The 13,899-nt window shown below is 77.1% G+C and carries 13 protein-coding genes and 1 riboswitch; of the genes, 10 read left to right on the forward strand and 3 right to left on the reverse strand.

Going from position 1 to position 13,899, the window contains the following annotated elements:
• Positions 1–204: 204 nt before the first annotated feature.
• Positions 205–576 (reverse strand): MerR family transcriptional regulator, encoded by a 372-nt coding sequence (locus J3P29_RS16405; RefSeq protein WP_246852262.1) that lies wholly within the window; start codon positions 574–576, stop codon positions 205–207.
• A 41-nt stretch (positions 577–617) separates the two neighbouring features.
• Between J3P29_RS16405 and J3P29_RS16410 the strand changes: the two genes are divergently transcribed.
• The 3 genes from J3P29_RS16410 to J3P29_RS16420 all read left to right on the forward strand — a co-directional run bounded on the left by J3P29_RS16410 (position 618) and on the right by J3P29_RS16420 (position 3,068).
• Positions 618–1,328 carry an SDR family oxidoreductase gene (locus J3P29_RS16410; RefSeq protein WP_210495226.1) on the forward strand — a complete coding sequence of 237 codons (711 nt, stop codon included), beginning with the start codon at positions 618–620 and terminating at the stop codon, positions 1,326–1,328.
• 178 nt (positions 1,329–1,506) lie between these two features.
• Positions 1,507–2,283, forward strand: coding sequence for an RNA polymerase sigma factor (locus J3P29_RS16415; protein WP_210495227.1), 777 nt, complete (start codon positions 1,507–1,509; stop codon positions 2,281–2,283).
• On the forward strand, positions 2,277–3,068 hold the full coding sequence (locus tag J3P29_RS16420) for a hypothetical protein (protein ID WP_210495228.1): 792 nt from the start codon (positions 2,277–2,279) through the stop codon (positions 3,066–3,068). Before J3P29_RS16415 ends, J3P29_RS16420 begins: the two co-directional genes overlap by 7 nt.
• A gap of 123 nt (positions 3,069–3,191) precedes the next feature.
• On the opposite strand, the gene J3P29_RS16425 is transcribed toward J3P29_RS16420, so the two are convergent.
• Together J3P29_RS16425 and J3P29_RS16430 are read right to left on the reverse strand one after the other, a co-directional pair.
• Positions 3,192–4,268 (reverse strand): HAMP domain-containing sensor histidine kinase, encoded by a 1,077-nt coding sequence (locus tag J3P29_RS16425; protein WP_210495229.1) that lies wholly within the window; start codon positions 4,266–4,268, stop codon positions 3,192–3,194.
• Entirely contained in the window at positions 4,265–4,936 is a 672-nt protein-coding gene (locus J3P29_RS16430) for a response regulator transcription factor (protein ID WP_210495231.1), read from the reverse strand. The genes J3P29_RS16425 and J3P29_RS16430 overlap by 4 nt, the downstream gene beginning before the upstream one ends.
• Before the next feature lie 155 nt (positions 4,937–5,091).
• Between J3P29_RS16430 and J3P29_RS16435 the strand changes: the two genes are divergently transcribed.
• The 7 genes from J3P29_RS16435 to J3P29_RS16465 all read left to right on the forward strand — a co-directional run bounded on the left by J3P29_RS16435 (position 5,092) and on the right by J3P29_RS16465 (position 13,894).
• On the forward strand, positions 5,092–5,691 hold the full coding sequence (locus tag J3P29_RS16435; RefSeq protein WP_210495232.1) for a M15 family metallopeptidase: 600 nt from the start codon (positions 5,092–5,094) through the stop codon (positions 5,689–5,691).
• Between the two features lie 759 nt (positions 5,692–6,450).
• A riboswitch (cobalamin riboswitch) is annotated at positions 6,451–6,654 on the forward strand.
• A gap of 119 nt (positions 6,655–6,773) precedes the next feature.
• Complete coding sequence (locus tag J3P29_RS16440) at positions 6,774–7,736, forward strand: hypothetical protein (RefSeq protein WP_210495234.1); 963 nt, start codon at positions 6,774–6,776, stop codon at positions 7,734–7,736.
• Positions 7,737–8,317: 581 nt separating this feature from the next.
• Positions 8,318–10,060: a sensor domain-containing diguanylate cyclase gene (locus J3P29_RS16445; RefSeq protein ID WP_210495235.1), complete on the forward strand. Its 1,743-nt coding sequence runs from the start codon at positions 8,318–8,320 to the stop codon at positions 10,058–10,060.
• A 138-nt stretch (positions 10,061–10,198) separates the two neighbouring features.
• Positions 10,199–10,525: a hypothetical protein gene (locus tag J3P29_RS16450; RefSeq protein WP_210495237.1), complete on the forward strand. Its 327-nt coding sequence runs from the start codon at positions 10,199–10,201 to the stop codon at positions 10,523–10,525.
• A gap of 78 nt (positions 10,526–10,603) precedes the next feature.
• A complete protein-coding gene (locus J3P29_RS16455; RefSeq protein WP_210495238.1) occupies positions 10,604–11,773 on the forward strand; it encodes a hypothetical protein in 1,170 nt (389 codons plus the stop codon).
• A gap of 79 nt (positions 11,774–11,852) precedes the next feature.
• Positions 11,853–12,731: a 3-hydroxybutyryl-CoA dehydrogenase gene (locus J3P29_RS16460; RefSeq protein WP_246852263.1), complete on the forward strand. Its 879-nt coding sequence runs from the start codon at positions 11,853–11,855 to the stop codon at positions 12,729–12,731.
• Entirely contained in the window at positions 12,728–13,894 is a 1,167-nt protein-coding gene (locus tag J3P29_RS16465; protein WP_210495242.1) for an acyl-CoA dehydrogenase family protein, read from the forward strand. The genes J3P29_RS16460 and J3P29_RS16465 overlap by 4 nt, the downstream gene beginning before the upstream one ends.
• The last annotated feature ends 5 nt before the right edge of the window (positions 13,895–13,899 follow it).

Raw genomic sequence — 13,899 nt, forward strand, 5'->3', positions numbered from 1 at the left:
TTCCGGATGAGGTCCGCTATCCGGCCCTGAGGCGGAACGGGTCGCGGGGCGGTGGCGTGTTCCGGATGAGGTCCGCCATCCGGCCCTGAGCCGGAACGCGCCCCTCGCCCGGCGGCCCCGCCTCGCCCGGCGGCCCCGCCTGGCCCGGCGGCCCCGCCCGCCCCGGCGACCCGGCCCCCCGGCGATGCCAACCCGCCCCCGCCCCTAGTCCGGATGCCCGTCCGTCACGGCGATGATCCGGTCCAGCCGGCCGAGGGCGACGGTCAGCGTGGCGACGCGCTCGGCGATCCGCTCGCGCTGCCGGCGGAGCATCGCGCGCTGCTCGGCGTCGGTGTGGCCGACCGCCATGCACGGCAGGAGCTGGGCGATGTTCGTGCTCGTCAGGCCGGCGGCGAACATCTCCTGGAAGAAGCGCACGTACTCGACGGCGGACTCGTCGTACCGGCGCTGCCCGGACTCGCTGCGGACCGGGCGCAGAAGGCCCTGCTCCTCGTAGTAGCGCAGCGCCCGGGCGCTGACCCCGGCCCGCCGCGCCAGCTCGCCGATCCGCATCGTCGTGTCGGTCTGCGCACTCATGCTTGCCCTTGACGTTAGCGTCAAGTCCTACCGTCGTCGACATGAACATCGACGGATCGATCGCGCTCGTCACGGGCGCCAACCGCGGCCTCGGCCGCGCCTTCGCCGCGCACCTCCTCGAGCGCGGCGCGACGAAGGTCTACGCGGCCGCTCGCCGGCCCGAGGCCGTGGACCTGCCCGGCGTGGAGCCGGTGCGGCTGGACATCACCGACCCGGCGCGGGTCGCCGAGCTCGCCGGCGAGCTCGGCGACGTGACGCTGCTGATCAACAACGCGGGCACGAGCGCCGGCGTCCGCCTGCTCGACGCCGGCAGCGACGGCCTGCGCGACGCGCTCGGCACGCACCTGTTCGGCAGCCTCGACACGGCGCGGGCGTTCGCGCCGGTGCTCGCCCGCAACGGCGGCGGCGCCATCGTCAACGTCCTCTCGGCGCTCTCGTGGCTGGCGCTGCCGAGCGCCACGACGTACCACGTCGCCAAGGCGGCCGAGTGGGGGCTGACGAACGGCCTGCGCCTGGAGCTGCTGGACCAGGGCACGCTCGTGACCGGCCTGCACCTGGGCGCCGCGGACACCGACATGACGGGCGACTACGACGGCCCCAAGCTCGACCCGGCCGACGTCGCCCGCGCCGCGCTCGACGGCGTGGAGGCCGGCGCCTGGGAGGTCCTGGCCGACGACTGGAGCGCCCAGGTCAAGGCGGCCCTCGCCGGCGACCCGCGCGACTTCCACGCCGCCATCGCCGGGATGTTCTGAGCCCCTCAGGCGGGCAGGCGGATCTCGACCGTCAGCCCGCCCGCCGGGGCCGGCTGGCCACCTCCGGCCGCTGCCGGTCCGGCCTGCGGCGTGCCACGATACGGCGCGCCCGGGGACGCAACACCGCGGGGGCGCTCGAGGCTCTCCCTTGCATGACCGTCCCGAAGCCGCACCCGCCGTGTCGTCCGCGATGCTGAGCGAGGCCCGAGCCGTCGCAGCGTCGAGAGCGCCGACGACCGAGGTCGCCCCCGACCGGGCGGCGGTCGCGGCGCGCGCCCTGACGATCGCCCGGCGCACCGCCCTGGGCGTCCTCGGTGACCACGCCGCGGCGGACGACGTCGCGCAGGAGGTGGCCATCACGGTGGTGCGGAGCGTCCAGACCCTCCGCGACCCCGCCGCGATGGACGCGTGGATCCACCGCATCGCGGTGCGCCGCGCGATCAAGGAGGCGCGGCGGGACACGGCGCGGCGGGCGGCCGAGCTCGCGGGGCACGCCCGCGCCCTCCCCGTGGCGACGGACGCCCCGACCCTGCGGGCGCAGCTCGACGGGGCGCTCCAGCTGCTCGGCGGACTGCCCGCGCGGCAGCGGGCCGCGCTGACGCTCCGCTACGTGCACGACCTCGACGACGCGGCGATCGCGGAGGCCCTCGGCTGCCGTGCCGGGACGGTGCGGTCGCTGCTCTCCCGGGGCCTCGCGAGCCTGCGCGACGCCAGTGTCGATCGTGACGGCGCGGACGGACGTGCTGGTGCCCCCGCCGACCCTCGTCCTGGCCGCCTCGACGGCCCTGGCCACCCTGGGCAGCCCGACCGTTCTGACCGACGCGACCGCCCTGGCCGCACTGGCAACCCCGACCAGCCCGGCCACGCTGACCACCCGGACCGCCCCGACCGCCCCGACCGACCTGACCGCCCCGGCGCCACGTCGACGGTCGACCAGGAGGACCCCCGGTGCTGACCGACGACCCCGACGTCCGCGACGCGCTCGCCCCGTTGCGGGCCGTCGTGCCGACCGACCGCGAGGTGGAGGACGTCCTCCATCGCGCCGCGGCGCCCGCCGCGCGTACGGGACGGAAGGCCCGGCTCGTCGCCCCCGTCGCGGTCGCCGTGGCGCTCTCCGTCCTCGTGGTCGCCGCGGCCCTCCTCGCGCTCGGCCGGTCGCCGGACGCCCGCGCCGGCTCGCCGCTGGCCGCGTTCCGCGCGCTCGCGTCGACCGCGCCGGTCGCGGCGACCGCGTCCGACGTCCGGCCCGCGCTGGAGCGCGTGGCACGGGTGCAGCCGCAGATCATGGGCGGCAACGCCCGGCTGGTCGGCTCCGTCGCGGCGGGCCGCATCGTCCTGTTCGGCGGGCGCGACGGCGAGGTCTGCCTGGCCCTGCTGGCCCGCGCCGGGACGGCGCAGAGCGTCTGCGAGGCGCCCGACCGCGCGGGGCGGGCGGGCGTCGCGTTCGGCGGGCCGGTGCTGCGCTTCGGCGTCGTGCCCGACGGCGTCGAGCGGATCCGCTTCACGCTGCGGTCCGGTGCCGAGCAGACCGTCGCGGTCGAGCACAACGTCTACGTGGCTCCGGACGAGGCGGTGAAGGTCACCTTCGAGCGCGCCGGCGCGGAGCAGGTCCGCGAGTTCGTGCCCCGCAGCACCGCGCCCGCCGTGGGGCGGACCGCCACCGACGACCGCGGCGTGTCCACGCGGGTCGAGCCGGACGGGTCGGGGGCGGTGGCCGGCCCGGGGGTCGCGATGCCGTGACGGCGGCGCGGGCGGTTCGCCGCGGCCCGCCGCGGCCCCGCCGCGGGGCGCTGTCGGCCCGTCGCGGCCCGCTGCCTGCCGGACGGGGCGGGCCGCGATGGTGTCCCGCCTGCCCGTCGTCCCTCAGGCGGGCAGGCGGATCTCGACCGTCAGCCCGCCCGCCGGGGCCGGGCGCGGGGTGACGGTCAGGGTGCCGGCGTGCACCGCGACGATGCGGTCGACGAGGGTCAGGCCCAGCCCGTGGCCGCGCGGCTCGCCGTCGCGGGCGACCCGTCCTTCGCCGCGCAGGAACGGCTCAACCAGGCGGGCGGCGAGGTCGGCGGCCAGCTGCGGCCCGTCGTTCTCCACCCGCAGCAGGACGGCGTCGGGCCGCTGTTCGGTGGTGACGCGCACCGTGCCGGGGGCGCGGCCGTGCCGCAGGGCGTTCTGCAGCAGGTTGGCGATCGCCTGGCCGAGCAGCAGCTCGTCGCCGGTCGTCGGCGCGGCCTCCAGCGCCGGGCGGATCTCGATCCCCCGCTCGCGGGCCTCGCGGGCGTGGTCGGTGACGACGTCGCCCGCGATCGCCGCCAGGTCGACGGGGGCCGAGACGGCCGTCACCGCGTTCGCGTCGGCCAGCCGCAGCAGCGCCTCGGTCAGGCCGATCGCCCGCGCGTTGGTCACGCGCAGGCGCTCCAGCAGCGTCGGCACGTCCTGCCCGTCCGGGTCGGCGCGGGCGACGTCCAGCAGCGTGGCGGTGACCGTGAGCGGCGTGCGCAGCTCGTGCGAGGCGTTCGCGGCGAACCGCTCCTGCACGGCGAACGCGTCGTGCAGCCGCTCGAGCATGTGGTCGAAGCTGTCGGCCAGCTCGCCGAACTCGTCGTGCCGGCCGGCCAGCCGGATGCGGTGGTCCAGGCGGCCCGCGGCGGCGATGCGCGCCGCGGCGTTGATGTCGCGCAGCGGCCGCAGGATCCAGCCCGCCAGGACCCAGCCGCCCGCCAGGCCGATCACGGCCAGGCCGGCGAGGATCACCGCGGACGCGCCGACGACGGCCTGCAGGATCTCCTGGCGCGAGGCGACCGCGGGGTCGTCGCGCGGGTTGGCGGCGGTCAGCGGGTAGTTCGGCACGTACCGCAGGACGACGTAGACGCCGAGCAGCACGACCGCCCCGGCGAAGACGAGGAAGCCGGCGTAGCTGAGCGTCAGCCGCAGTCGGGCGCTCATGAGGCGCCGGGGAGGACGAGCCGGTAGCCGACGCCCGTCACGGTGGCGATGACGTCGGGCGCGCCGAGGGCCTTGCGGAGCGTCGAGATCGTGACCCGGGGCGCGCTCGTGAACGGGTCGGCGTTCTCGTCCCACGCCTTCTCGAGCATGGTCTCGGCGCTCACCACGCCGCCGTCCGCGCGCATGAGCAGCTCGAGCACCGCGAACTGCTTGCGGGTCAGCCGCAGGTAGCGCCCGTCGCGGTACGCCTCGCGACGGAACGGGTCCAGGCGCAGGTCGGCGAACGTCATGACCGGGGGCGCGACGGCGGCGGGCCGCCGGGCGAGCGAGCGCAGCCGGACGACGAGCTCCTCGAGCGCGAACGGCTTGGTCAGGTAGTCGTCGGCCCCCAGCTCGAAGCCCGCCACCTTGTCCTGCAGTCGGGCGGCGGCGGTCAGCATCAGGATCCGCACCTCCGGGTGGTCGCGCGCGACGACGGCGGCGATCTCGTCGCCGTGGATCCCCGGCAGGTCGCGGTCCAGGACGAGCACGTCGTACGCCGCGACGGTGACGCGGCGCAGCGCCTCGTGGCCGTCGAGCGCGACGTCGACCGCCATCCCCTCGCGGCGCAGGCCGCTCCCGAGCGCCTCGGCCAGGAAGCGCTCGTCCTCGGCGATCAGGATCCGCACGGCGCGGCAGGGACGGTCGGCACGGGCGCCAGTGTAGGTGCGCGGATGTTGCGTCCCTGTTCGCCGGGCGCCATACGGGGACGCAACGCGGGCGCTGGTGGGGTGCGGGGGCGGCGCCGTCCGGCGTCCTCGCCCCCGTCATGGAACCCGCCCCGATGTCCACCACCCGTGTCCTGCCCCGGCGCCGGAGGGCGCTCCGCCGCCGGGCCGTCGCGCTCGCCGTCGTGGCGCTGCTGGCCCTCGTCGCGTTCGCCGCCGCGCGCGGCGGTCCGGCGCCGACCGTCCCGGGCGTGACGACGACCGCGCACCACGGCGTCGGGGCGGCCGACGGGTTCGTCCCCGTCGGCGCATCGCTCTCGCCGAGCGACGACGTGCCCGCGATCACGCGGCTCGACCCGGCGCTGCTGGCCGCGGTCCGCCGCGCGGCGGACGACGCCCGGGCCGACGGCATCGAGCTGCGCATCGCCAGCGGCTGGCGCAGCCGCGCCTACCAGCGCCGTCTGTTCGACCAGGCGGTGCGGCGCTACGGCGACCGGGACGCCGCGCGGCGGTTCGTCAAGCCGCCCGGGGAGTCCTCGCACGTCGTCGGCCGGGCCGTCGACATCGGTCCGACGGACGCCGCGTACTGGACGATCCAGCACGGCAGCGCCTACGGCCTGTGCCAGACGTACGCCAACGAGGTGTGGCACTTCGAGCGCACCGTCGCCCCCGGCGGCACGTGCCCGCCCCCGCGGACGGACGCGGCGGGCGGCTGAGCCGCCCGCGGCCGGCGTTCGGCGGGGCTGGGGCCGGGCGCGTGGGGGTGGGGCGTTCCGGCTGGGGGTCGGTATGCGGGCCTGGGACGGAAGGCGTGGGCGGGTGGGGCGCGTTCCGGCTGGGGTCCGGTATGCGGCCCTGGGACGGAGCACGGGGGCGGGTGGGGGCGCGTTCCGGCTGGGGTCCGGTATGCGGCCCTGGGACGGAACGCGTCCGCGGGTGGCGCCGCGTTCCGGTCGGAGTCCGGTATGCGGCCCTGACACGGAACACGCGGACGGGAGGTAGCGCGTTCGGGCTGAGGTCCGGTATGCCGCCCTGGGACGGAACACGTCCGCGGGTGGCGCCGCGTTCGGGCTGAGGTCCGGCCTGCGGCGCCGGGACGAAGCACGCCCGCGGGTGGCGCCACGTTCCGGCTGAGGTTCGGTATGCGGCCCCGAGGCGGAACGAGCCGGGGCGAGTCGCGTTCCGGCTGAGGTCCGGTACCCGACCCTGAGGCCGAACACGCGGGCGGGTGGGGTCGCGTTCCGGCTGAGGTCCGGCATGCGGCCCTGGGACGGAACGCGTGGGCGGGTGGGGTCGCGTTCCGGCTCAGGGCCGACATGCGGCCCTGAAGCGGAACACCTCCGCGGGAGGGATCGCGTTCCGGCCGGGGTCCGACATGCGGCCCTCAGCCGGAACGCGCCCGGCCGCCCGCCTCCGCCCTCCCGCCCGCGGCCGCTCCTGCGCCCGCCCCGTCGACACCGCCCGCCGCACCCGCTAGCCTCCGCCGCGGAGTCGATCCACCCCATCCGTGGGCCAGGGAACCCGGTGCGAATCCGGGACTGACGCGCAGCGGTGAGGGTGCGGATCGCGGCCAACAGGCCACTGGGCCCGCCGGACCATCCGTCCGGCGCATCCTGGGAAGGCGGCCGCGCATCGAGCGCACCCGAGTCCGAAGACCTGTCGACTCCGCACCGGGCGATCCCGGTGCCCCGGACACCAGCGGCCTCGCGCACGGGCCGCCCGCAGAAGGAGACTCGGACATGGCCCGCCCCGCGGCGCCCCATCGACCCCACCGCACCCCCGTGGCCGGGAGGCGCGGATGAGCGCGCTCGACCGCCTGCCGTCGCTCGCGACCACCGGCGTCGGCAGCCTGCCCTTCATCGACCCCGCCGAGGCCGTGCGGCACGCGCGGCGCGCCTACGACCTGCCGTTCTGCCCGCAGCTGCCGCACGCCGACGGCGACATGGTCTCGGAGTGGCTCGGCGGCGGCTGGGCCGACGCGCCGCCGTGCGGCTGGACGCCCGAGCGCGACCGCGAGCGACCCGCCGCCTGGGACGCCTTCCTCGCGACGATCGCGATGGAGCCGCCGGCGCACGCGCTGGTGAAGCTGCAGGTGACGGGACCGGTCACGCTCGCCGTGGCGCTCGAGCGCGTCGCCGGGCGGCCCGGCCACGGCCCGGCGGTCGCGGGCCTGGCGGCCGAGCTCGCGGGCTGGCTGGCCGCGAACGTCGCCGGCCAGGTCGGCCTGCTCGCGGACGTCGGCGTCGAGGCGCTGGTCGTCGCCGACGAGCCGGGCCTGGCGCACGCCGGCCTGACTCCCCAGCACGCCGACGTGTGGGACCCGCTCCGCGGCGCCGGCGCGGCCTGGGGGCTGCACGTCTGCGGCGCGGTACCGTGGCGCACGGTCGGCGCGGCCGCCCCCGACGTGCTCTCCGTCGACGTGACCCGCTCGCCCGTCGGCGGCCTGGGCGCCGCCACGATCGGGGCGCTGGTCGAGCGCGGCGGCCGCATCGCCTGGGGCGCCGTCGACCCCGTCGCGCCGGGCACGCCCGCGGACGCCGCCGCCCGCGTCGCGGCGGCGGTCGGCGCGGTGACGGCCGCCGGGCTGCCGGCGCGCGAGGTCTTCGCCCCCAGCCTCCTGACCCCCGCGTGCGGGACGGGCCCGCTGCGGCCGGCGCACGAGCGGCTCGTCGCCTCGGTCCTGGCGGTGGCCGCCGACGTCCTCGCCGCCACCCGCGACGCGTGGCCCGCACCGGACGGGGCGCCGCTGGCGGACGCCTAGGGCGCGCGCCGCTCGACGGGCGGGGCCGCGCACCGGCCCGCCCGCCGGCGGGCCGGCCTGGCCCGCGGCCAGGGCCACGCGCCCGGCCCGCCGCCAGAGCCGCCGGCCTGCCCCGCCGCCCGGCCGGCGGCTCGTCGCCGCCTCGGCCTGCCGCCCGCGCGGTCCGGCCCCCCCGGCCCCCGGCCCCCAGGCACCCGGCCCCGCCGCCCGGCCGACCCGGTGCGCCGCCCGCCCGTCCCGTCCTGCCGCCCGCCTGCCTGCCTGCCTGCCCCGGCCTGCCGCCCGCCCGCCCGCCCGTCCCGGCCCCGCCGCCGCCCGCCCGCCCCGGCCTGCCGCCTGCCCGCCCGCCCCGGCCCGCCCGGCCTTGCCCGCCCGGCCTTGCCCGCCCGGCCTTGCCCGCCCGGCCCGGTCCGCCCGGCCCGGTCCGCCGAGCCCGCCCGGCCCGGCCTGCCCGGCCCGCCCGGCCCTCCCGGCCCTCCCGGCCCGCCCGCCCGGTCCCCCGGCCCCCCGGCCCCCGCCCCCCGGTCGATCATCCGTCGTCTCCCCTGGGGAATCCGCGCGAGCAGGCCGAACACCGGGCCGTGACGGTGCAGCACGCCACGGGCCGCGTCGCGGCGGCCCGCGCGGCCCGCGGGGCGGGGACGATGCGCGGGGACCACATGGTCGCCGGCGGCCTGCCCCTGCTCTCGCACGGCACCACCCGCTTCGTCGTCGGGCCCGTCGTGGACCTGCGGCAGCTCGACGAGCTCGTCGCCGGGCTGTCCAGCGCCCCCGAGGTCCGGCACGTCCACGTCGACCTGGTGCAGGACGCCTGGGTCGCGCTGGTCGTCGAGCTGGCCCGACCCGTCGCGCTGGCCGAGCACCTGCGGCGGATCGTCGGTCGCCGGCTCGCCTCGTGCCGGTTCGAGGACGACACCCTCGTCGCCCGGCTGGCCGCGGCCGGGCCGGCGGTGCCGATCCCCGTCGCGCTGCACGGGCTGCGCGCGCGGGACGCCGCACCGGCGACCGGCCACGACCGTCCCGCCGGGGAGCGGGCGGGCGCGTCCCGGTCGGCGTCGGCGCCCCGCGAGCTGGCCGGGATCGCCGGCCACGCGCTCCTGGCGGTCGCGGACCAGACGGACGACATCGGCGTCCTCGTCTTCGACCACGAGCTGCGGATCGCGGCCATCGGCGGCCAGGTCGTGCGGGAGCTCGGCCGGGACCGGGCGCAGCTGCTCGGGGTGCGGGTGCCGGAGGTCCTGAGCGCGCCGCTGTGGCGCCAGCTCGCGCCGGCGTACGCCGCGGCGCTGCGGGGCGAGAGCACGACGCTCGAGGTCGAGAGCCTGGAGGCGGACGTCGTCTACGCCACGACCGTCGCGCCGCTGCGGGCCGGCGGCCGCGTCGTCGGCGGGTCGGCGCTCGCGCGCGAGGTCACCGCCCACAAGCGGCAGGAGGCGGCGCTCACCGGGGTCAGCCGCATGTTCGAGCTGTCGTTCACGCACTCGCCCGTGGCGAAGGCCCTCGTGACGCCGCAGGGCGGCCTGCTGCGCGTCAACGCCGCCTTCGCGACCCTCCTCGGCCGCACCGCGGGCGAGCTGCAGCGCTCCACGTTCCAGGCGATCACCCACCCGGACGACCTGCACCGCGACCTGGCGCTCCTGCAGGAGACGCTCGTGGGCACCCGCGACCGGTACCAGCTCGAGAAGCGCTACCTGCACGCGGACGGCCACCACGTGTGGGGCCAGCTGTCCGTCGTCCTGGTCCGCAACGACGCGCAGGAGCCGCTCTTCCTCATCGCGCAGGTCGTCGACATCACGCGGCAGAAGCAGCTCGAGGCGGCGCTCGGCGACCGCGACCACCGCGACCTGCTGACCGGCCTGTGGACGCGGCAGCGGCTCGACGTCGAGCTGGAGGCGCGCATCGCCGAGGCGGGCGCGTACGGCACGACGTCGAGCCTGCTCTCCGTGCAGCTCGACGGGTTCGGCTGGCTGCTGGAGACGTCGGGTCACGACGCCGGCGACGCGGTGCTGCGCGGGGCCGCCGCGGGCATCGCGGCGGCGATCGGCGCCGACGACGCCTGCGCCCGGCTCGGCGGCCACCAGTTCGCGATCCTGCTGCCGCGCAGCGACGAGCAGCGTGCGGTGGCCGTCGCCCGCGACGTGGCGGCCCAGGTCGGACGTGCGGCCGGGCTCGCGGCCGGGGCGGTCGGGCGGGCCAGCGTCGGCATCGCCACCCTGCGCCTGCCCGTCACCGTCGACGACTGGCACCGCCGCGCCCACGCGGCCATGCGGCGGGCGCAGGCGACCGGCACCGGCGTGGCGGTCTGGACGCCGCCGGGGGACTGACGCGGCCCGCGGACGTCGTCCACCCGTCCGTCAACGCCGTTCCAACACCCTTCACCTGGTTCGTTCCGCAACTACTACGGAGCTGGCTCCGTAGTTTTCCGCACGGCCGCGACCCCCGCGGGCCGGGAAGGCGGAGACATGTGGCGGTACGAGTGGCGCGGCGGCGAGCAGCGCAGGCCGTGGAGGCTGGTGGGCCCCGACGGCGAGACCGTCGCCTGGTCCGAGGGCGACCACGCCGACCTGGACAGCGCCCGGCGGGCCGTCGACGTCTTCCGCGGCGGGTGCGTGCGCCTGACCTACCGGGCCTACGAGGACCCGGACGGGCGCGGCTGGTACTGGCAGGCGAGCTGGGGCGTGGGCGGCCTGATGGTCGCGTGGTCGGGGCGCTTCTGGGCCACGAGGGCCGAAGCGGACGACGCCGGGCGCCGGGTCGAGCGGCACGCCCCGCGCGCCGTCGCGGTCTGACGCCGGCGCCACTCCTGGGGTGCCCCTTGGGGTGACGTCCCGTCGACGCGGCGCGGGCCGCCCCGCACGATGGCGGGCATGGTCCCCCGCAGACTCCTCGCCGCCGTGCTGCTCGCGTGCGGCGCCCTGCCCGTCGCCGACGCGGCGGCCGGCACGGTCACCTACGACGTGACGATGGACGCGACCGTCCGGTACGACCACGCCGACGCGTGGCGCACCTCGGACGGCGTCGAGACGCGCTGGGGCGCCTCCAGCCGCCGCTTCGTCTCGCAGCTGCACGCCGAGGCGCCGGGCGTGCGGTTCGTCGACGGCGTGCTGGAGCGCGTCGGCGACGGGTCGGTCGAGTCCGGCCCGCCCGTCGACGAGCGCACCACGGGCACCCGGCACAACGAGCGGCACGGGGGCGACAGCGGCGACCACGTCGAGGACTGCGAGGCCGTGCCGGTGCCGAACGACCGGGGGCACCTCGAGCTGGGGCCGGCGGAGGGGCAGGGCGAGCGCGCGATCGCCGTCCGCCTGACGGACGAGCTCGCGATCGACGGCGTCTGCGAGCCGGCGATCCCCGCGGACGAGATGCTCCTGGTGCTGAACGGCCTGAACGCCCAGCACGACGGGTACTTCGACGCCGTCTTCGCCCTCGCGGCCAACGACGTCGGGGAGGAGCGGATCGTCCAGCGCCTGACGAGCGGCCAGCACGGCACGAGCGAGATGGGGTGCCCCGGCTCCAGCGGGCTGACGACGAGCTGCTCGTTCTCGTGGGAGGCCACGCTGACCTTCCGGCGGACGAGCGCACCGCCGCCCCCGCCGCCGGCGGACCCGCCCAGCTGGCCCGCGCCGGAGTCGACGGGCGACGCGAAGATCGACGCCGTCACGAAGGCGGTCCAGGAGTACCTGCACCCGAAGGGCGGCAGGAGCCCGGTGCGGCCGAGGACGACGAAGGACGGGCGCGAGACCCGGCTGGAGCTGCGCTGCCCGCTCGCCTGCGGCGGCAGGATCAACGCCTACGCCGTGGCGAGGCGCAAGGCCACGGGCGACGGCACGCTGCTCGGCCGCGGGCGGCTGAAGGCCGGCGCCGGTCCCCGCGCCGCCGCGGGGCACGTCGTCCACGGACGGGTGACGCTCGACGCGAAGGACCGCAAGACGCTGCGCACGCGCGGCTGGCTGCGCGTGGTGACCGAGCTGCGCTTCGCCGGCGATCCGCGCGTCCACCGCGTCGTCGTCACGCAGCGCGCCCCCGGGCGCCGCTGAGGTCGCACCCCCCGACCGGGCGGAAGACTGGTCGCCCAGGCGATGGTCGCCTGGGCGACCAAGGCGTAGTATGCAAGTCATGACGTCTGAGAGGACCGTGGGGATCGTCGGTGCCGGCCTGATGGGCTCGGGCATCGCGGAGTCGGCGGCGCGGGCGGGCCTGCAGGTGCGCGTGTACGAGCCGGCCGAGGCCCCGCTCGACGGCTCGCGCGAGCGGATCCGGGCCTCCGTCGACCGCGCCGTGGAGCGCGGCAAGATGAGCGCGGAGGACGCCGACGCGCTCGTCGGCCGCGTGTCCTGGTCGACCGACCTGCACGCGCTGGCCGACGCCGACCTGGTGATCGAGGCGGTGAAGGAGGACGTCGACGTCAAGCGCGAGGTCTTCGCCGCCCTCGACGAGATCGTCGGCGAGCACGCGCTGCTGCTGTCGAACACGTCCTCCATCCCGATCGCCGAGCTCGCCGCCGCGACGACGCGCCCCGACCGCGTGGCCGGCCTGCACTTCTTCAGCCCCGTGCCGGTGATGAGCCTGGTCGAGATCGTCGTCGCGCTCGACACCAGCGACGACACGGTCGCTCGCCTGGAGGCCTTCGCCCGCGCGCTCGGCAAGCACGCCGTGCGCACGAAGGATCGCTCGGGCTTCATCGTCAACTTCCTGCTCGTGCCGTACCTGATGGCCGCGGTGCGGATGGTCGAGGAGGGCTTCGCCACCCGCGAGGACATCGACGAGGGCATGAAGCGCGGCTGCGGTCACCCGATGGGCCCGCTGACGCTCGCCGACATGATCGGCCTGGACGTCCTCTACGCGATCGGCGTCTCGCTCCAGGAGGAGTTCCAGCGCTCGGAGTACGCGCCGCCGCCGCTGCTCAAGCGCATGGTCGCCGCGAACCGCCTGGGTCGCAAGACCGGCCGCGGCTTCTACGAGTACGCGCAGGACCGCGCGGCGGTGGCGGCATGACCGTCGCCGGCGGCCTGGCGCCGTACGAGATCCCGGAGGAGCTGCTCGAGTTCCAGGGCCTCGTCCGGCAGCTCGCGCAGGAGCGGATCGTCCCGCGCGCCCCCGAGATCGACCGCACGGCCGAGTACCCGTGGGACATCCGCAAGCTGCTGGCGGAGAACGACGTCCTGGGCCTGCCGTTCGAGGAGCGCTACGGCGGCACCGGCACCGGCACGCTCATGCTGCAGATGGCGGTCGAGGAGATCGCGAAGGCCGACGCGTCCTGCGCCCTGATCCTCATGCTGCAGGAGCTCGGGTCGCTGCCGATCCAGCTCGCCGGGTCCGACGAGCTGAAGGAGAAGTGGCTGCCGCGGTTCGCCAGCGGCGAGCTGGCCCCGGCGTTCGCGCTGTCCGAGCCGGACGCCGGCTCGGATCCCGCCGCGATGCGCACGACGGCGCGCAAGGAGCAGGGCGGCTGGGTCATCAACGGCGCGAAGAACTGGATCAGCAACGCCGGCGTGGCGGACACCTACGTCGTCTTCGCCGTCACCGATCCCGAGAGGCACCGCATCACGGCGTTCCTCGTCGAGAAGGACCGCGAGGGCTTCTCGATCGGCGGCTACGAGCACAAGCTGGGCATCCACGGCTCGCCCACCGGATCGCCGGTGCTGCAGGACGTCTTCGTGCCCGACGAGAACGTGATCGGCACCGTCGGCAAGGGCCTGTCCGTCGCGCTCGCCACCCTGGAGCGCACCCGCCTGGGCGCCGCGGCCCAGGCCGTCGGCATCGCGCAGGGCGCCACCGACGTCGCCGTCCGCTACGCCGGCGAGCGCCAGGCGTTCGGCCAGCCGATCAACCAGCTCCAGGGCCTGCAGTTCAAGCTCGCCGACATGGAGACGGGCACCGCCGCCGCCCGCGAGCTGCTCTACAAGGCGTGCGCGATGGCCGACCGCGCCGAGCGCCCCGCCGACCTGGGCAAGTGGACGTCCATGGCGAAGCTCTTCGCGTCCGACAACGCGATGAAGGTCGCCGTCGAGGCCGTCCAGGTGCTCGGCGGCTACGGCTACGTGCAGGACTACCCCGTCGAGCGGATGATGCGCGACGCGAAGATCACGCAGATCTACGAGGGCACGAACGAGATCCAGCGCGTCGTGATCGCGCGCCACCTGCAGCAGGGGCTGTAGGGGAG

It is taken from the genome of Patulibacter sp. SYSU D01012 (assembly GCF_017916475.1).
Lineage (GTDB): Bacteria > Actinomycetota > Thermoleophilia > Solirubrobacterales > Solirubrobacteraceae > Patulibacter.

What these genes read in the sequence shown, in the direction of transcription:
- J3P29_RS16405 (WP_246852262.1), bottom strand. Translation starts at nt 576, where the DNA reads ATGAGTGCGCAGACCGACACGACGATGCGGATCGGCGAGCTGGCGCGG.
- J3P29_RS16410 (WP_210495226.1), top strand. Translation starts at nt 618, where the DNA reads ATGAACATCGACGGATCGATCGCGCTCGTCACGGGCGCCAACCGCGGC.
- J3P29_RS16425 (WP_210495229.1), bottom strand. Translation starts at nt 4,268, where the DNA reads ATGAGCGCCCGACTGCGGCTGACGCTCAGCTACGCCGGCTTCCTCGTC.
- J3P29_RS16435 (WP_210495232.1), top strand. Translation starts at nt 5,092, where the DNA reads ATGTCCACCACCCGTGTCCTGCCCCGGCGCCGGAGGGCGCTCCGCCGC.
- J3P29_RS16440 (WP_210495234.1), top strand. Translation starts at nt 6,774, where the DNA reads ATGAGCGCGCTCGACCGCCTGCCGTCGCTCGCGACCACCGGCGTCGGC.
- J3P29_RS16450 (WP_210495237.1), top strand. Translation starts at nt 10,199, where the DNA reads ATGTGGCGGTACGAGTGGCGCGGCGGCGAGCAGCGCAGGCCGTGGAGG.
- J3P29_RS16455 (WP_210495238.1), top strand. Translation starts at nt 10,604, where the DNA reads ATGGTCCCCCGCAGACTCCTCGCCGCCGTGCTGCTCGCGTGCGGCGCC.
- J3P29_RS16460 (WP_246852263.1), top strand. Translation starts at nt 11,853, where the DNA reads ATGACGTCTGAGAGGACCGTGGGGATCGTCGGTGCCGGCCTGATGGGC.
- J3P29_RS16465 (WP_210495242.1), top strand. Translation starts at nt 12,728, where the DNA reads ATGACCGTCGCCGGCGGCCTGGCGCCGTACGAGATCCCGGAGGAGCTG.